Source organism: Microbacterium sp. NPDC077184, from assembly GCF_040687055.1.
In the GTDB taxonomy this organism is placed as follows: domain Bacteria; phylum Actinomycetota; class Actinomycetes; order Actinomycetales; family Microbacteriaceae; genus Microbacterium.
On record NZ_JBFBMM010000003.1, the window covers coordinates 175,970 to 192,413 of the forward strand.

17 protein-coding genes are annotated in these 16,444 nt (G+C 73.0%); 7 read left to right on the forward strand and 10 right to left on the reverse strand.

Features of this window, described 5'->3' with window-relative positions:
- Positions 1-5 precede the first annotated feature (5 nt).
- From AB0O93_RS07900 to AB0O93_RS07925, 6 genes are read right to left on the reverse strand one after another with little or no spacing between them, the layout of a single operon-like run.
- Positions 6-863, reverse strand: a complete 858-nt coding sequence (locus tag AB0O93_RS07900) for an ABC transporter permease subunit (RefSeq protein ID WP_363342184.1) — start codon at positions 861-863, stop codon at positions 6-8.
- On the reverse strand, positions 860-1,696 hold the full coding sequence (locus AB0O93_RS07905; protein WP_363342186.1) for an ABC transporter ATP-binding protein: 837 nt from the start codon (positions 1,694-1,696) through the stop codon (positions 860-862). The genes AB0O93_RS07900 and AB0O93_RS07905 overlap by 4 nt, the downstream gene beginning before the upstream one ends.
- Positions 1,693-2,610 (reverse strand): ABC transporter permease subunit, encoded by a 918-nt coding sequence (locus AB0O93_RS07910; protein WP_363342188.1) that lies wholly within the window; start codon positions 2,608-2,610, stop codon positions 1,693-1,695. Before AB0O93_RS07910 ends, AB0O93_RS07905 begins: the two co-directional genes overlap by 4 nt.
- The gene (locus tag AB0O93_RS07915; protein ID WP_310890510.1) at positions 2,607-3,623 is read right to left on the reverse strand and encodes a TIGR03842 family LLM class F420-dependent oxidoreductase; all 1,017 of its coding nucleotides are present in this window, start codon (positions 3,621-3,623) and stop codon (positions 2,607-2,609) included. The genes AB0O93_RS07910 and AB0O93_RS07915 overlap by 4 nt, the downstream gene beginning before the upstream one ends.
- Positions 3,624-3,633: 10 nt before the next feature.
- Entirely contained in the window at positions 3,634-5,070 is a 1,437-nt protein-coding gene (gene hydA, locus AB0O93_RS07920) for a dihydropyrimidinase (protein WP_363342191.1), read from the reverse strand.
- Positions 5,071-5,101: 31 nt separating this feature from the next.
- On the reverse strand, positions 5,102-5,950 hold the full coding sequence (locus tag AB0O93_RS07925) for a nitrilase-related carbon-nitrogen hydrolase (protein WP_363342193.1): 849 nt from the start codon (positions 5,948-5,950) through the stop codon (positions 5,102-5,104).
- 194 nt (positions 5,951-6,144) lie between these two features.
- Here AB0O93_RS07925 and AB0O93_RS07930 point away from each other — a divergent pair, with 194 nt between their 5' ends.
- The 4 genes from AB0O93_RS07930 (at position 6,145) to AB0O93_RS07945 (ending at position 10,545) form a co-directional block, all read left to right on the forward strand.
- Positions 6,145-7,440, forward strand: a complete 1,296-nt coding sequence (locus AB0O93_RS07930; RefSeq protein ID WP_363342195.1) for a histidine kinase — start codon at positions 6,145-6,147, stop codon at positions 7,438-7,440.
- On the forward strand, positions 7,437-8,093 hold the full coding sequence (locus AB0O93_RS07935) for a response regulator transcription factor (protein ID WP_363342197.1): 657 nt from the start codon (positions 7,437-7,439) through the stop codon (positions 8,091-8,093). Before AB0O93_RS07930 ends, AB0O93_RS07935 begins: the two co-directional genes overlap by 4 nt.
- Before the next feature lie 125 nt (positions 8,094-8,218).
- Positions 8,219-9,037 (forward strand): ABC transporter ATP-binding protein, encoded by an 819-nt coding sequence (locus AB0O93_RS07940; RefSeq protein ID WP_363342199.1) that lies wholly within the window; start codon positions 8,219-8,221, stop codon positions 9,035-9,037.
- On the forward strand, positions 9,034-10,545 hold the full coding sequence (locus AB0O93_RS07945; protein ID WP_363342201.1) for an FtsX-like permease family protein: 1,512 nt from the start codon (positions 9,034-9,036) through the stop codon (positions 10,543-10,545). The genes AB0O93_RS07940 and AB0O93_RS07945 overlap by 4 nt, the downstream gene beginning before the upstream one ends.
- 75 nt (positions 10,546-10,620) lie before the next feature.
- Here the strand turns inward: AB0O93_RS07945 and AB0O93_RS07950 are convergent, their stop codons facing one another.
- Complete coding sequence (locus tag AB0O93_RS07950; RefSeq protein WP_363342203.1) at positions 10,621-11,139, reverse strand: hypothetical protein; 519 nt, start codon at positions 11,137-11,139, stop codon at positions 10,621-10,623.
- 69 nt (positions 11,140-11,208) lie between these two features.
- Between AB0O93_RS07950 and AB0O93_RS07955 the strand changes: the two genes are divergently transcribed.
- Positions 11,209-11,826, forward strand: coding sequence for a 2-phosphosulfolactate phosphatase (locus tag AB0O93_RS07955; RefSeq protein WP_363342205.1), 618 nt, complete (start codon positions 11,209-11,211; stop codon positions 11,824-11,826).
- Between the two features lie 10 nt (positions 11,827-11,836).
- Here AB0O93_RS07955 and AB0O93_RS07960 read toward each other — a convergent pair whose 3' ends face one another.
- The 3 genes from AB0O93_RS07960 to AB0O93_RS07970 all read right to left on the reverse strand — a co-directional run bounded on the left by AB0O93_RS07960 (position 11,837) and on the right by AB0O93_RS07970 (position 13,836).
- A complete protein-coding gene (locus tag AB0O93_RS07960) occupies positions 11,837-12,325 on the reverse strand; it encodes a SprT-like domain-containing protein (RefSeq protein WP_236967944.1) in 489 nt (162 codons plus the stop codon).
- 34 nt (positions 12,326-12,359) lie between these two features.
- Positions 12,360-12,899 (reverse strand): hypothetical protein, encoded by a 540-nt coding sequence (locus tag AB0O93_RS07965; RefSeq protein ID WP_363342207.1) that lies wholly within the window; start codon positions 12,897-12,899, stop codon positions 12,360-12,362.
- Positions 12,900-12,975: 76 nt separating this feature from the next.
- Positions 12,976-13,836: a fused MFS/spermidine synthase gene (locus AB0O93_RS07970; RefSeq protein ID WP_363342209.1), complete on the reverse strand. Its 861-nt coding sequence runs from the start codon at positions 13,834-13,836 to the stop codon at positions 12,976-12,978.
- Between the two features lie 52 nt (positions 13,837-13,888).
- Between AB0O93_RS07970 and AB0O93_RS07975 the strand changes: the two genes are divergently transcribed.
- Together AB0O93_RS07975 and AB0O93_RS07980 are read left to right on the forward strand one after the other, a co-directional pair.
- Positions 13,889-14,644, forward strand: a complete 756-nt coding sequence (locus AB0O93_RS07975) for a 5-oxoprolinase subunit PxpA (protein ID WP_363342211.1) — start codon at positions 13,889-13,891, stop codon at positions 14,642-14,644.
- Positions 14,641-16,230, forward strand: a complete 1,590-nt coding sequence (locus AB0O93_RS07980) for an urea amidolyase family protein (RefSeq protein ID WP_363342213.1) — start codon at positions 14,641-14,643, stop codon at positions 16,228-16,230. The genes AB0O93_RS07975 and AB0O93_RS07980 overlap by 4 nt, the downstream gene beginning before the upstream one ends.
- Positions 16,231-16,444 lie beyond the last annotated feature (214 nt).

Here is a 16,444-nt window from a genome sequence, read left to right on the forward strand (position 1 = left end):
TGCTGTCAGCCGGGGGACCGCCGCGTCGCCCAGCGCTCGAGGAGCGAGGTGACGAGGTAGAAGGCGAGTCCGATGAGCATCCCGCCCACGACGAACGCCCACGCGAGCGCGGCGCGTCCGGACTTGGCGTAGGTGGCGATCGCCGTGCCGATGCCGTCCGCGGGCCCGCCGAAGTACTCCGCGACGAGCGCGGCGATCACGGCGAGGGAGCTGGCGATCCGCAGGCCCGTCATGAGGTACGGAAGGGCCGTGGGGAGGGTGAGGAACCGGAAGGTCTGGGTGCGCGAGGCCGCCGAGGCACGGAGGAGGTCGCGGTGCACCGGGCGGGTCTGCCGGAATCCGCGCAGCACCGTGACGAACACCGGGATGAAGGCCGCGATCATCGCCACCGCCTGCCGGCCGAACTGGCTGGACGCGCCGTACATCGTATTGAGGATCGGGGTGATCGCGACGATCGGGATCACGGCGAGGGCCGAGACGAGCGGTGCCAGCATCCCGTCGATGGGGCGGATCGTGGCCGCGAGCGCCGCCAGGACGATCGCGAGGATCGACCCCGCGACGAGCCCGACGAGGGCGTTGGTGGCGGTGACGGCCATGTCATCGGCGATGATGTTCCACCGCAGCACGAACTCCGCCGCGATCGCCATCGGACTCGGCAGCATGCGGGGCGCGGTCCCGAGCACGTCGACCCAGAAGATCCACGCCGCGAGGATCACCAGCCCGACTCCGACGGGCGCGACGACCTTCGCCCATCCCGGCAGGTCCCGCCCGGCGCGGGGCGACGTGCGGCGCGGCGCGCTCCCCGCGTCCAGCCCCGAGACGACGTCGGATGCCGGAGCGGATGCCGGTGCCGGTGCGGTCATCGCTCGTTCGCCCTCTCCACCGGGGCGCCGTGGAGGGCTTCGCGGACGGCCGTGACCCGCGCGAAGTACTCCGGGGACTCGCGCAGGGCCTCGGCGCGGTCCTCGCCCAGGTCGGTGACGATGACGTCGGTGATCCGGCCGGGGCGCGGGCTCATCACCACGACGCGGTCCGAGAGGAACACCGCCTCCGGGATCGAGTGGGTCACGAACACCACCGCCGCTCCGGTCTCCACCGCGATGCGGGCGAGCTCGGACTGCAGGTACTCGCGGGTCATCTCGTCCAAAGCGCCGAACGGCTCGTCCATCAGCAGCAGCTTCGGGCGCGAGGCCAGCGCACGGGCGATCGCCACCCGCTGCTGCATCCCGCCGGAGAGCTGGTCGGGGTAGCGGTCGACGAAGTCGGTGAGACCGACCAGCTCCGCGAGCTCCGCGACCCGGTCGGCGCGGGCGGCCTTGCCGGTGCCGTGGAGCTCGAGCGGCAGAGCGATGTTCGCCGCGACGGTCCGCCAGGGGAGCAGCCCCGCCTGCTGGAACGCGATGCCGTAGTCCTGGTCGATCCGGGCCCGGCCGGCGGGCTTGCCGAAGATCCGCAGGTCGCCGCTCGTGGCCTGGTCGAGGTCGGCGATGAGGCGCAGGAGCGTCGATTTTCCGCATCCGGACGGTCCGATCAATGAGACGAACTCGCCCGCCGCGACCTCGAGGTCGACGCCGGTGAGGGCCACGACCTCGCCGGTCTTGGTGGGGAAGACCTTGCCGACATCGGTCGCGCGCACGGCGGCGTCGACGGATGCCGGGGCGGGGCCGGCGGCGGCGGGGGTGTGCGCAGTCGTCATGCCGCGGCTTCTCCTCTGCGGTAGGTGGCGAGCGCCAGCCCGATGAGCGCGACCGAGCCGGCGGCGATGAGCCCGAGGGCGATCGAGCCGAAGGTCGGACCCCACGGCGCGGCGGGGTCGCTGGATGCTTGCCCGGCGAGCTGGATCAGCATCCGTCCGATGCCGCCGCGCATGCCGATGGAGACCTCCGCGACGACCGCGCCGAGCACGGCGTTGGCGGCGGCGAGGCGCAGCGCCGGCAACAGGTACGGCACCGACGCCGGCAGCCGCAGCCTCAGCAGGGTCGGCCAGTAGCCGGCGGCGTAGGTGCGCATGAGGTCGAGGTGGATGCGGTCGGGTGAGCCGAGCCCCTTGAGGACGCCGATCGCGACAGGGAAGAACGCCAGGTACGACGCGATGATCGCCACCGAGAGCCACTGCGGCCACGGCGTCCCTCCCCGGTCGATCTGGATGCCGATGGCGTTGACGACCGGCGCGAAGGCGATGAGCGGCACGATCTGGCTGATCACGATCCAGGGGAGGAGCCCCCATTCGACCAGTCGCCAGCGCTGCATGAGCAGCCCGAGGAGCGCACCGACGGTGACGCCGATCAGCCAGCCGACGGCGGCGATGCCGAGCGTCACGAGCGCCGCGCTCATCACCGACACGACCAGCGGAGGTGTGTCGCCGCCGCTCGTGGGCTGGAAGAGACGCGCGACCATGTCCCACACGTGCGGCATCGCGCGGTCGTGGGTCCGCGGCAGGATCAGCAGGCCCGACCCCGCCTCCCCCTCGACCGCACCGATCGTCACGCCCTCCGCAGGGCCGAGGAACTTGTAGCCCTCCCAGATGAGGAGGACCGCAAGGATGCCGAGGGCGCCCCATCCGGCGGCGATCCACCCGCGCGCCGGGGTGCTCGCGGGGGCCGTCGTCACGACTTCGCCGTCAGGTGGGACTGGAGGGCGGGGATCACGGTCTCGCCGTAGACCCGCATCGTCTCCTCCTTGTTGTCGTGCTGGAGGTAGCCGGCGAACTGCGTGACCCCGATCGCGCGGAGTGCCTCGAGCTTGGCGATGTGCTCGTCCGCGGTTCCGAGGATGCAGAAGCGTTCGACGATCTCGTCGGGCACGAAGTCGACGTGGTCGTTGTCGGCCTTCCCGTGGGTGTTGTAGTCGTAGCCCTGGCGGCCGGCGATGTAATCGGTCAGCGCGTCCGGAACGGCCCCGTGGTGTCCGTACTTCGCCACGATGTCGGCGACGTGGTTGCCGACCATCCCGCCGAACCAGCGGCACTGGTCGCGCATGTGCTCCCGGTCCTCGCCGATGTACATCGGGGCGGCGACGCAGAACGCGATCGAGTCGGGGTCGCGTCCGACGTTCGCCGCGGCATCCCGCACGGTCTTGATCATCCACGCGGCGATATCGAGGTCGGCCAGCTGCAGGATGAACCCGTCGCCGACCTCCCCGGTGAGCTTCAGCGCGAGGGGACCGTACGCGGCGACCCAGACGTCGAGCGCCGACCCTCGACTCCAGGGGAACCGGATCGTCGCGCCGTTGTACTCGACGGGGCGGGAGTTGCCGAGCTCGCGGATCACGTGGATCGACTCCCGCAGCTCCCTCATCGTGACCGGCTTGCCGTTGGTGACCCGCACCGCCGAGTCGCCCCGCCCGATGCCGCAGATCGTGCGGTTGCCGTACATCTCGTTGAGGGTGGCGAAGACGGATGCCGTGACCGTCCAATCGCGCGTGGCGGGGTTCGTGACGAACGGCCCCACCGTCACCCGGTTCGTCTCGGCGAGGATCGCCGAGTGGATGACGTACGGCTCCTGCCACAGGAGGTGCGAATCGAACGTCCACACGTGGCTGAATCCGTGCGCCTCGGCGAGCTTCGCCAGCTGCACGGTGCGGGCGGCGGGCGGGTTGGTCTGGAGGACGACTCCGAAGTCCATGCGGGATCCCTTACGTGAGGTACTGCGTGAGTCCGCGCTTGATGAACCGGCCGTCGCCCTTGGCGCCGAGGTAGGCCCCGTCGTCGATGATGACCTTCCCCCGGGAGATCACGGTGTCGACGTGCCCGTCGATCTCGTACCCCTCCCACGCCGAGTGGTCCATGTTCATGTGGTGGGTGGCGTCGATCCCGATGGAGGTGTGGCCGTTCGGGTCGTAGACGACGATGTCGGCATCCGCTCCCGGCTGGATCACGCCCTTGCGGCCGTACATGCCGAACATGCGCGCCGGGGTGGTGGAGGTGAGCTCGACCCAGCGTTCGAGCGTGAGGCGGCCGGTGACGACGCCCTGGTACATGAGGTTCATGCGGTGCTCGACCGAGCCGATGCCGTTGGGGATCTTGCGGAAGTCGCCGAGGCCGAGCTCCTTCTGGTCCTTCATGCAGAACGGGCAGTGGTCGGTGGAGACCATCTGGAGGTCGTTGGTGCGCAGGGCCTGCCACATGTGGTCCTGATGGCCCTCGGCGCGGGAGCGCAGCGGCGTGGAGCACACCCATTTCGCGCCCTCGAACGCACCCCACTCGTCGCTCTGCGCACCGAGCTGCTCCTCGAGCGAGAGGTAGAGGTACTGCGGACACGTCTCGCCGAAGACGTTCTGGCCGCGGTCGCGCGCCCACGCCAGCTGCTCGACGGCCTGCTTCGCGCTCACGTGGACGACGTACAGCGGTGCGCCCGTCACGTCGGCGAGCATGATCGCGCGGTGGGTGGCCTCCTCCTCCATCTGCCACGCGCGGGCGATGCCGTGGTAGTACGGGTCGGTCTTGCCCTGGGCGACCAGCTGCGCGGCGAGGACGTCGATGGCGGGGCCGTTCTCGGCGTGCATCATCGTGAGCAGGCCCGTCTCGCGGCTCACCTGCATGGCCCGGAGCACCTGCGCGTCGTCGGAGTAGAAGACGCCGGGGTAGGCCATGAAGAGCTTGAAGCTCGAGATGCCCTCGTCGACGAGTTTCGGCATCGCCGCGAGCGAGGCGTCGTCGACACCGCCGATGATCTGGTGGAAGCCGTAGTCGATCGCACAGTTGCCGGCGGCGAGCTCGTGCCAGCGCTCCAGGCCCTCGAAGACGTCCCCGCCGTAGGTCTGGACCGCGAAGTCGACGATCGTCGTCGTCCCGCCCCACGCCGCCGCCCGCGTCCCGGTCTCGAACGTGTCGCTGGCGGAGGTGCCGCCGAACGGCAGCTGCATGTGGGTGTGGGCGTCGATCCCCCCGGGGATGACGTACTTGCCCGTCGCGTCGATCACGCGGTCGACGGATGCCGCGACATCCGTTCCGAGGAGGGCGGAGCCGGGCTGGAGCACGGCGACGATCGTCTCGCCGTCGACGAGGACGTCGGCGAGTCCCCGCCCCGTGGCCGAGACGACGGTGCCGCCGGTGATGAGTGTCGTGGTCATGGCATTTTTCCGGTGATCGAGCCTGTCGAGATCACGGCTTCGCGATCCGGGTGTAGGAGTCGGGGCGGCGATCCCGGTAGAACTGCCAGTCGTCGCGCATCTGGAGCACCATGTCCATGTCGAGGTCGCGGATGAGCACCTCGGTCTCGGTGCCCGACCCGCGCTCGCCGACGAAGTTCCCGCGCGGATCGATGACCTGGCTCGTGCCGTAGAAGTCCACGGCGAGCTCGCCGTACTCGTTGTCCTCGCGTCCGACACGGTTCGGCTGGAGCACGAAGTAGCCGTTGGCGACGGCCGCGGCCGGTCCCTCGACCTCCCACAGGCGGTTCGACAGGCCGGGCTTGGTCGCGTTGGGGTTGAACACCATGTGCGCGTCGGCGAGGCCGAGCTCGCGCCATCCCTCGGGGAAGTGGCGGTCGTAGCAGATGTACATCCCGACGCGTCCGACAGCGGTGTCGAAGACGGGGTAGCCGAGGTTGCCGGGCCGGAAGTAGAACTTCTCCCAGAACCGGTCGAGGTGGGGGAGGTGGTGCTTGCGGTACTTCCCGAGCACCGTGCCGTCAGCATCCACCAGCACGGACGTGTTGTAGTAGACGCCCGTCTCGGCCTCTTCGTAGATGGGCAGGACCATGACGGTGCCGAGTTCCTTCGCGAGGGCGGCGAAGCGCTGGACGATCGGACCGTCCGCCTGCTCGGCGTAGCGGTAGTACTTCTTGTCCTGCGTGATCCCGAAGTAGGGCCCGTAGAACAGCTCCTGGAAGCACAAGACCTGGGCGCCCTCGGCCGCGGCATCACGGGCGAAGCCCTCGTGCCGGTCAAGCATGGAGGCCTTGTCGCCCGTCCAGGTGGTCTGGGTGATGGCTGCACGTACCGTCGTCATCGTCTCTCCGTCCGCCGTGCCCGAAACCTGATCCTGACGCGAAGACGTTTCCCGTCGGTTTCGGCCTGTGTCGCGACAGTAAAGCCTCCCGGGACCCGCGGCAATGGGTCCGCCCGTGCGCCCCGGTCTCGCGGGCAGGGGATACATCCCGCGACGGATGCCGGGGAGCGGGGGGAGCGCATAGCGTGGGGCGGGTGTTCCGTGCGCTGCCCGTCCGATCCGTCGTGATCGACATCGTCATCGCGGTGGGCTTCCTCGCGATCGCGCTGCCGGTCGAGGTGCAGATCGTGCCGTGGGCGGGACTCGAGCAGCGCGTCGGCACCGCACTCGCCGCCGTCCCGGGGATCACCGTCGCGTTCGTGTTCGCCGGTGCCCTCGCGTTCCGGCGCCTCGCTCCGGGGCTCGCCCTGGGCGCCGCGTGGGCGGGCGCGGTGCTGCAGATGGGCTTCGGGCGTCCGCCGAGCTTCTCGGATGCCGCGGTGTTCGCCGTCCTGTACACCGCCGCCGCGTACGGGACGCGCCAGGTCTTCTGGACAGGGCTCGGCTCCGCGATCGCCGGAGCCGGCATCGGCACCGTGTACCTCTTCGTCGGACCGCTCTCGGGCGGCGCCGCGGTGTCGTGGGAGACCCTCCCCGTCGCCGCGATCGTGCTGGTCGCCGCCGTCTTCGCCCTCGGACTGTCGTGGACGATCGGCGCCCTCGTCCGCACCTCCCGCCGCGCCCGCGAGACGCGGCAGGAGCGCGAGGTCGCCCGCGCCGAGACCGCCGCCGAGGCCGAGCGCGTGCGCATCGCCCGCGACATGCACGACGTCGTCGCGCACTCCCTCGCCGTCGTGATCGCCCAGGCCGACGGTGCACGATACGCCGCGGCGGCCGACCCTGCCGCCGCCCCGGCGGCGTTGGCGACGATCTCGGCGACCGCCCGCGACGCGCTCGCCGACGTCCGGTTGCTGCTGACCCAGCTCCGTCATTCCCAGTCCGAAGGGCCGCAGCCGACCCTCGCCGACCTCGAGGGCCTGTACGCCCAGGTGCGGGAGGCCGGCGTCGACCTGCGGGTGGACGTCGACCCGATGCCGATCGGCGACCCGCCCGCCGGCGTCCAGCTGGCCGTCTTCCGCATCGTCCAGGAGGCGCTGACGAACGCGCTCCGGCACGGCGACCACTCCTCCCCGGTCGAGGTGGGTCTGCGCTGGCTGCCCGAGCGCGTCGAGGTCGCGATCGAGAACGTCATCGCCCCCGCGGCATCCGCGCCCGCGTCGTCCTCGCCCGCTCTGACGGATGCCGCACCCGCCGGTGACCTCCCGCGCGGTCACGGACTCATCGGCATGCGCGAGCGCGCGCAGCTCGTCGGGGGCAAGGTGGACGCCGGCGCCGACGGACCGGTCTTCCGCGTCCGGGCCGTCATCCCCGTGCCCCGGTCTGCCCCCGGAAGCCCCCTGGCCGCCCCCGGAGACTCCTCCGCGTCCCCCCTCTCCCCGGAAGCGACATGACCGCACCCATCCGCGTCGTCCTCGTCGACGATCAGGCCCTGTTCCGCGCCGGCATCCGCATGCTCGTCGACTCCCAGCCCGACCTCGCGGTCGTCGGCGAAGCGTCCGACGGCGCGGAGGCGCTCACGGTCGTCCGCGCCACGCGCCCGGACGTCGTGCTGATGGACATCCGGATGCCCGTGATGGACGGTCTCGCCGCCACCGCCGAGCTCCTGCGCGACGACGCGCCGCCGCGGGTGGTGATGCTCACCACGTTCGACCTCGACGAAGCCGCCGCGCGCGCGATCCGCCAGGGCGCGAGCGGGTTCCTCCTCAAGGACGCCGATCCGGAGTTCCTCCTCGCCGCCGTCCGGACGGTCCACGCCGGATCCGCCGTCATCGCCGCCTCGGCGACGCGGGAGCTCTTCGCCCACGTCGGGGCCGACGCCGCGCGACCGACGCCCGCCGTCCCCGAGACCTACCGGCAGCTCACCGAGCGCGAGCGGGAGATCTTCGCCCTCGCCGCCCGGGGGCTCTCCAATGCGGAGATCGCCGCGCGCGAATTCCTGTCCGAGGCGACGGTGAAGACGCACATCAGTCGGATCCTCACGAAGCTCGGCCTCCGCGACCGCGTGCAGCTGGTGGTCTTCGCGTTCGACCACGCCCTGGTGTAGCGTCCGCGCCCCCCGCCCGCGTCGCGCCCCGCCGGCCGTCCGCCCGCGGAGATCATCCTTCCGAGGTACACGGATGCGACTCGAGAGCGATGCCGCGGACGGATGCCGATTCGTAGCGTCGAAGCATGCGAACGACGATGAACGAGCTGAGCCTCGCGGCCCGCGTGTACCGACTGACGAAGACCTACGGCGGCGGATCGGCCGAGGTCCGCGCCCTCGACGGGGTGGACGTGGCGATCCGCCGCGGGGAGTTCACCGCGATCATGGGACCGTCCGGGTCGGGCAAGTCGACCCTGATGCACATCATGGCGGGCCTCGACGCACCGACCGGCGGCGAGGTGTGGCTCGGCGAGACCGAGATCACCGGACTCAGCGACCTCGAGCTGACGATCCTCCGTCGGCGGCGGGTGGGCTTCGTCTTCCAGTCCTTCAACCTCGTGCCCACCCTCACCGCGCTCGGGAACATCCTGTTGCCGTTCGACCTCGACGGACGCGCTCCCAGCGCCCTCGAGCGCGGCCGCATCGACGACCTCGTCGACCGGCTCGGCCTGTCCTCGCGCCTGCACCACCGTCCGCACGAGCTCTCCGGCGGGCAGCAGCAGCGCGTGGCGATCGCCCGCGCCCTGGCCACCGGCCCCGACCTCGTCTTCGCCGACGAGCCGACCGGGAACCTCGACAGCCGCAGCGGCGCGGAGGTCCTCCGTCTCCTCGCCGACGCGAGCCGTGCGCACGGCCAGACGATCGCGATGGTCACCCACGACCCGGTGGCCGCCGCGCACGCCGACCGCGTGCTGTTCCTCGCCGACGGGCACCTCGTGGCCGACAAGCCGCGGCAGACCGCCGAGCAGATCTCCGCCTACATGCTCGCCGCCGAGGCGGAGACGGATCCCCGCAGGGATGCCGCGCCCGCCGCATCCGTCGCCTCCGCCGGAGCGCTCCGGTGAGCGCCGGCATCCGGGAGAGCCGCGGGACCGGGGCGAGCATCCTCGTCGCGGCGATCTCCACCGCGTTCGGTGTCGTGCTCCTGAGCGCGACGGGGTATCTGGCGGCGGTGCTCCGCGCCGACCCCTATCTCGGCGAGAGCGACACGCTGGCCCTCGTCCTCGGCATCCTGTCGGCGCTCCTCCTCGGGGTGGCGCTGTATGTCGCGGCGATCGTGACGGCCAACACCTTCGCCACCGTGGTGGCGGGGCGCACGCGCCGCATCGCGCTCCTCCGCCTGATCGGGGCCTCGGCCCGCTCGCAGCGCTCCGAGATCGGACGGCAGGGTCTGTCGGCGGGCCTCTGGGGCGCGCTGACCGGACTCGCCGCCGGCATCGGCATCGCCGCTGTCGGCATCATCGCGGCCGAGGCGATCCTCGGCGTACCGTCGGTGGACTACCCGGTCGTGCAGCCGGTGCTCGTGCTCCCCGCGCTCGCGGTGACGCTGACGACGTGGGCCGCGGCGTGGGCGGGTTCTCGCCGGGTGCTGACCGTCACACCGCTGCAGGCGCTCGGCGGTGCGGTCGAGCAGCCCTACCGCGAGGCCCGAGGGAGTCGGGCCCGCACCGTCGGGGCGCTCGTCCTGCTCGGATGCGGCGTCGTGCTCCTCGCCGGCGGCATCCTCGTCGGCTTCGTCACCCCGTTCGGTGTGGTCGTGGCCTTCTTCGGCGGCGTCCTGTCGTTCTCCGGGCTCGCCGGTACCTCGACGCTGTTCATGCCGCCGCTCCTCCGCGCCGTCGGCCGTCTCTTCGGGCGCTCGGCGATGGCGAGGCTTGCGGCCGAGAACGCCCTCCGCCACCCCGAGCGCTCCAGCCGCATGACCATCGGCGTCGTGATGGGGGTGGCGCTCGTGACGATGTTCGGCGTGGCGGGCGAGACGACCAAGAGCGTCATCGCCGCCTCGGGCGAGGGGGACGCACCTGTGGAGTTGGCGGCGCTCCTCGACACCTTCAGCGGCATCATGATGGGACTCGTCGCGGTGGCCGCCGTCATCGCCGCCGTCGGGCTGGTGAACCTCCTCACCCTCGGCGTCCTGCAGCGTCGCCGCGAACTCGGACTCCTCCGCGCGCTCGGCGTGACCGACCGTCAGGTGCGGCGCCTGGTGCTGCTGGAGGCCGCGCACGTGACGGTGACGGCGACCGTCACGGGCCTCGTGCTCGGCATCCTCTACGGCTGGGTCGCCGCCCAGTCGCTGTTCGGGGCGATCCCGATGCCGCCGGCGTGGTCGACGCCCACCTTCGTCCTCCCCGCGGTCCCGTGGGGACCGGTGGCGGTCATCGTGGTGGCGACGGCCGTCCTCACCCTGCTCGCCGCGGTCGCCCCGACGCGGCTGGCCACGAACGTGACGCCCGTCGAGGCGCTCCGCGAAGACGGTGGGGCGGCGGCGCCGCGCGAGACGCAGCGTCCGCGCGGCATCCGTCGCTACCGTCGCCGCGGCGCGCGGAGCACGCTGAGCCCGGCGGGACGCTGATCCCCGCGCGTTCGTGTGGCACTCGTGGCCGCGTCCCCCGTCGGGAGGCGGCCACGACCGCCACGCGAACGCGGGTCAGTCCTCGTCGCTCGCCCGATCGGATGCCGGGTCGTGGGCCCAGGTCGGGGCGAGGGCGCGGATCCGTGCGCCCCGCCACTGCCACACCGTCCAGAGCATCGGCCACAGGGCGGGAGCGGCGGCCCCGCCGATGACCAGACGATCGCGCCACAGGGCCTGATCGGGGCGACCGGGTACGGGCGAGACCGCCATCTGGTGGTCCCACACATCCAGCGCCGCGAGGGGACCCGTGAGCGGGATGCCGCTGTCGCGGAAGATCCGCACGCGGCCGGCGGGCTCGTCGACGCTGCGCTCCGAGGCGTGGATCAGCTGTCGGCCGAGCGGGATCGCCCCGAGCGCGGTCAGCTGCACCGGGATGTCGTCGCCGGGGGAGAACGTCGTCGGCAGGCCCTCGGGGGCCATCGGCTCCATGTCGACCATGGGTCCGTACAGCTCCGACACTGCCCGAGGAGAGTGCAGCGCCCGCCAGGCGGCATCCGGATCGCAGTCGATGGTGAACTTCAGCAGCACCCGCATGCGCTCAGTCTGTCATCCGGCGTCATCGTGAGGACCCGCTGGCGGCGAGGGGGATCGTAAGGTATCGGGGTGTCGTCTTCGTTCGATCAGCATCGCTACCAGGTCCGCTTCGACTGGGGGGTGGACGGGCTGTCGCGCCTCGCTCCGGCCGACCTCGTCGTCGTCGTCGACGTCCTCGGCGCCGGCACCGCGGCCTCCGACGCGCTCGAGACCGGATCGGCCCTCGCGCACGCCGCGCTCGATCAGCGCTTCCCGGATGCCGCGGCCGTGGTGCGCGCCGCCGTCGACGCCGGCGCGGGGGTGCTGCTCGGGAGCCTCCGCACGGCGCGCGCGGTCGCCGAGGCCGTGGCCGCCGTCCAGAGGGCCCGCAACGAGCGCACCAGTGTGTCGCTGATCGCGGTCGGTGAGGCGACGCCTGCGGGCGGCATCCGCTTCGCCGTCGAGGACGAACTCGGCGCCGGAGCGATCATCGACGCCCTCGCGGTCTTCGGCATCGACCACACCTCGCCCGAGGCCGCCGCCGCGTGCGCGGCCTTCCAGGGACTGCGCCCGGCGGTCCGGCACCTGCTGACGGCCGCCGGATCGGGCCAGCAGCTCATCGCGGACGGCGCGCGCGACGACGCGCTCGCCGCGGCGATGGTGGATGCCGCATCCGCCGCACCGCTCCTGATCGACGGAACCTTCTAAGCCGCCGCGATCAGCGGGGAGTGAGAGCCGCGTCTCGTGCTGCGCGGGTGATCTCCCGCCGGGTCCACGTGAACGCGTGAGCCGGGTCGAAGCGCGGCGCGCACTTCGCGCAGGAGGTCGGCCGGCTCGCCCGGCGGTGGCGGTACGCGACGTGGCCGGCGGGGCACACCCCGACCCAGGGGGCGAGCTCCACGGCGGTCTCGCCGTGGTGCGTCGTGCCCCCGACGTAGCCGAGATCGCGCGCCACCCTCTTCCACTGCGGTCCGTGGCCCGCCTGCGGACCGGCGAGGGCGTGCGCGACCTCGTGCAGGAGGGTCTGGTGGTTCTCGTCGTCGCTGTAGCGGGCGGCGAGGTAGCGCGAGACGCTGATGCGGCGCGCGCGATAGTCGCAGAGCCCGGCGCGGCGCTTGGCGTTGTCGAACCCGAACGTCCAGCTCTCGTCGAGATGGAGGGCGATCAGAGCGTGCGCCCACCCGCGCACACGATGCAGTTCCGACATGGAGGAAGGCTAGATCCGGCCTCGGACACCGGGCTCAGCTGGCGACGGAACCGGCGACCGCGCCGACCACGCGGCGGCGGTCGGCGGCGTCGATGGCGAGCAGCGTCGACTCCAGCTGGTCGTCGGGGACGCCGGACTCCTGGCGCAAGAACAGCGCGCTCTTGAAGTCGCGACGGGCGCTGTCGTAGTCGCCCTCGTCGTAGTGGACCTTGCCGCGGTGCTGGTAGGCGAAGGCGGCGATCGCCGACCAGCCCTGGCCCTCGGCCTCGTCGGCGCACGCGGTGAGCTCCTGCTCGGCGGCCGCGTACGCGCGGAGCGCCTGCAGCACGGTCGCGTGCAGGATCCGGGCGCGCAACAGGTCCTTCCGGGTGCCGGCCATACGGGCGACGCGGACCGACTGGTCCGAGATCGACAGGGCGTCCTCGGGCCGGCCGAGCACCTTCAGCAGCCACACGCGCTCGAGCAGCGCCGGAAGGCTCCGCTGCTCCCCGATCTCCTCGAGACGCTCGCTGCAGTGGCGCGGGTCGACGATCTCACGGAGGGTCTCGGGGTCGTATCCCTGGATGTAGCTCACGATGCACTCCTCCCGTTCGATCGGCCCTCACCAGTGTGCAACGCCGGTCGTCGAACGCCGGTCGTGCCACGCCGGGTCACCGCTCGAAGAGCGACGACGAGGGCTTGGGCGACGCCGTCGCCGAGGCGTCCGTGGCGATGCGGCCGGCCCGGGCGAATTCCGCGACTTCGGCCCCCTCGGCGATCTTCGCGGGGTGCGGTCCCGCCGCGAGCAGGCGCGGGAGCCAGGCGGTCGGGAGCGGCCGAGCGGATGCCGCGACCACGAGGTTGCCGAAGCGCCGGCCCTTCAGCACCTGCACCTCGGCGAGGACGATGACGTGGTCGAGCACGTGCGCGATCGTCGCCACCTGGCCGCGGGCGAACTCCAGGCCCGCCCCGTCGGCGACGTTGACCAGCAGGACGCCGTCGGGGGCGAGGAGCCCGGCGGCCTCCCGGTAGAACTCGACGGTGGTGAGGTGCGCGGGGGTCTGCGCGCCGGAGTAGACGTCGGAGACGACCAGATCGGCCTGCCCCCGCAGGCTCGCGGGGAGGCGGGCGAGGCCCGCCCGGGCGTCGCCGATCCGCACGCGCACCGAGGCGCCGCGGGGGAGCGGCAGCTCCTCGCGCACGAGGTCCCAGAGCTCGGCCTCCAGCTCGATGACCTGCTGGCGCGAGCCCGGCCGGGTCGCCTCGACGTACCGCGGGAGGGTCAGCGCCCCCGCGCCCAGGTGCACCGCGGTGAGCGGCTGCCCCGGCATCCGGAGCTGGTCGATGACCGCCCCCATGCGCGCGACGTATTCGAAGTGCAGGTGGGTGGGGTCGTCGAGGTCGACGTGGGACTGCGGGGTGCCGTCGACGTCGAGCTCGAAGCCGCCGGCGTAGGCCGAGGGGATCACCCGCGCGAGCGTGCCGTCGCCGAGACGCCGCGACGGCGTCGGCTGCTCCCGCGTGCGTCCCATGGGCTCCACGGTAGTCGGCACCGCCGACCGGCCGCGGGGATACCGTGGACGCATGGCCGTCATCGACCTGAACGCCGACCTCGGCGAGACGATCGCGGGGGTGCCCACCGCCGACGACGACGCGCTGTTCGCCGTCGTCTCCAGCGCCAGCGTCGCGTGCGGCGGGCATGCGGGCGACGCCGCATCGATGCGCGCCTCCGTCGAGCGCGCCACCCGGTTCGGGGTCGCCGTCGGGGCCCACCCGTCGTACGCCGATCCGGAGAACTTCGGTCGCGTGGCCCTCCGGGTCCCGGCCGACGAGCTCGAGCGCAGCATCGGGTCGCAGCTGGACGCGCTCCTCGCCGCCGGCGCCGACCTCCGCTACGTCAAGCCGCACGGCGCGCTCTACCACGCCGTGCGCGCCGACCCCGCGCAGGCGGGCGCCCTGGCCCGTGCCGTCGTGGAACGCGCCGAGCGCATCGGGCGGGCGCTGCCGCTCCTCGGCCTGCCGGGTGCGGTGTCCGACGCCGCCGCCGCGCACGGCCTGCCGTTCCTCGCCGAGGCGTTCCTCGACCGCGCCTACCGCCCCGACGGCGCGCTCGTCGCACGCGGCGAGCCGGGCGCGGTGCTGCACGATCCGGCCGAGGTCGCCGCGCGCGCCGTCCGGCTCGCGCAGGAGGGCACGGTGATCGCCGTCGACGGCGGCGTCCTCGAGACCGGCGCCGTGTCGCTGTGCCTCCACGGCGATTCGCCCGCCGCCCTCGCGATGGCGCGCGCCGTGCGGGCGGCCCTCGACGCGGCCGGGGTGAGCGTGCGGGCGCCGTGGTGAGCGGCGCGACCCCGTCCGAGACCGCCGGAACGGATGCCGGCATCCTCCTCGCCGCCCGTCCGATGGGCGAGGCCGCCGTGCTCCTCGACGTCGCGCCCGACCGCGTGGGGGAGCTCCTCGCGCGGCTCCGGACGACGCCGCCGGACGGTGTGCTCGACCTCGTCCCGGCGGCGCGGACCCTGCTCGTCCAGGTCGATCCGCGCGTCCTGCCGCTCGCCCACGCCGCGCGGTGGGCGCGCTCGGCCGCGGCATCCGTCGTCCCACCCGAGCAGGGAAGCGATGCCCCGGCGGTCGACCTGGAGGTCGTGTACGACGGCGACGACCTCGGCGAAACGGCGCGGCTGCTCGGGCTGAGCACCGAGGCGCTCGTCGCCCGTCACCGCGATGCGCGATGGCGGGTCGCCTTCACCGGGTTCGCGCCGGGCTTCGGCTACCTCGAGAGTCCGGACTGGCCGTTCGACGTCCCGCGCCTGGACACCCCGCGCACCCGCGTGCCGGCCGGAGCGGTCGGCCTCGCAGCGGGCTTCACCGGCGCCTACCCGCGGGCGACGCCGGGCGGCTGGCGGCTGATCGCGCGGACCTCCGCCGCGCTCTTCGACCCGTTCGCGGACCCGCCCGCCCTCCTCGCGCCGGGGCGGCGGGTGCGATTCCGCGAGGTCGAGGCGCTGCCCGTCGTGCAGGCGGCCGGCGCATCGGTTCCGCGGGGCTCGGCGGCCCACCCGGGCATCCGCGTCACCCGCGCCGGCATCCTCTCCACGGTCCAGGATGCCGGGCGGCCCGGCCGCGCGAGCATCGGCGTCTCGGTGTCCGGGGCCGCCGACCGGGGCGCGCTGCGCCTGGCGAACCGTCTCGTCGGCAATCCCCCGGACGCGGCGGGCGTGGAGGTGACCCTCGGCGGCTTCCGCGCCGTCGCCGCGCGCGACGTCTGGGTGGCGGTCACCGGCGCCGGACGCGCGCTCTCGATCGACGGGCACGCGTGCGACCCCGCCGCCGCGCACGCCTGGCCCGCGGGGACGACCCTCGAGATCGCGCCGCTCACCGCCGGGGTGCGGGCCTACCTCGCCGTCCGCGGCGGCATCGCGGTGCCGCCCGTCCTGGGCTCCTCCGCCACCGACACCCTCTCCGGTCTCGGGCCCGCCGCGCTCGCCGACGGCGACGAGCTGGCGGTCGGCGCCGAGCCGGAGTCGCCCATCCCGGTCGCCGAGGTGATGCCGTTCGACGCGCGCGCCGGCGACGACCTCGTCGTCGAAGTCCATCCCGGACCCCGGGCGGACTGGTTCACCGCGGCGGCGCGGGAGGCCCTCTTCGCGGACGTGTTCACCGTCACCGCCGACACCGACCGCGTCGGCATCCGTCTCGTCGGGCCCGACCTCGCGCGCGCCGTCACCGGGGAGCTGCCGAGCGAGCCGATGGTCCCCGGTGCCCTGCAGGTCCCGCCCGGAGGCCACGTGGTGGTGCTCGGACGCGACGGGCCGGTCACGGGCGGGTACCCCGTCATCGCCGTGGCGACGGATGCCGGGCTCGACGCGCTGGGCCAGGCGCGGCCGGGGACCCGGGTGCGCCTCCGCCACGCGCGAGGGGGATGACCGTCGGCGCGCGCGGAGTTATACCGCAGCATCCGACCGATTTCAAGGATCCTGCTGGACATGGCGCGTCGCGCGACGTATAGTGGGTCTTTGCGCTCTTGGATTCTCCCTGCCCTCATATGGTGGTCGGCGGTGCCTGCGTGCCCGTGCCTCGCGGTACGGCGTGACGCGCGGGTTTTCGGGGAATGATCGAGCACTCCACCTGACGACAAGG

Bases quoted from the DNA above. Each gene is read 5' to 3' on its own strand.
- AB0O93_RS07900 (WP_363342184.1), bottom strand. From the start codon at position 863: ATGACCGCACCGGCACCGGCATCCGCTCCGGCATCCGACGTCGTCTCG.
- AB0O93_RS07905 (WP_363342186.1), bottom strand. From the start codon at position 1,696: ATGACGACTGCGCACACCCCCGCCGCCGCCGGCCCCGCCCCGGCATCC.
- AB0O93_RS07915 (WP_310890510.1), bottom strand. From the start codon at position 3,623: ATGGACTTCGGAGTCGTCCTCCAGACCAACCCGCCCGCCGCCCGCACC.
- hydA (WP_363342191.1), bottom strand. From the start codon at position 5,070: ATGACCACGACACTCATCACCGGCGGCACCGTCGTCTCGGCCACGGGG.
- AB0O93_RS07925 (WP_363342193.1), bottom strand. From the start codon at position 5,950: ATGACGACGGTACGTGCAGCCATCACCCAGACCACCTGGACGGGCGAC.
- AB0O93_RS07935 (WP_363342197.1), top strand. From the start codon at position 7,437: ATGACCGCACCCATCCGCGTCGTCCTCGTCGACGATCAGGCCCTGTTC.
- AB0O93_RS07940 (WP_363342199.1), top strand. From the start codon at position 8,219: ATGCGAACGACGATGAACGAGCTGAGCCTCGCGGCCCGCGTGTACCGA.
- AB0O93_RS07950 (WP_363342203.1), bottom strand. From the start codon at position 11,139: ATGCGGGTGCTGCTGAAGTTCACCATCGACTGCGATCCGGATGCCGCC.
- AB0O93_RS07960 (WP_236967944.1), bottom strand. From the start codon at position 12,325: ATGTCGGAACTGCATCGTGTGCGCGGGTGGGCGCACGCTCTGATCGCC.
- AB0O93_RS07970 (WP_363342209.1), bottom strand. From the start codon at position 13,836: ATGGGACGCACGCGGGAGCAGCCGACGCCGTCGCGGCGTCTCGGCGAC.
- AB0O93_RS07975 (WP_363342211.1), top strand. From the start codon at position 13,889: ATGGCCGTCATCGACCTGAACGCCGACCTCGGCGAGACGATCGCGGGG.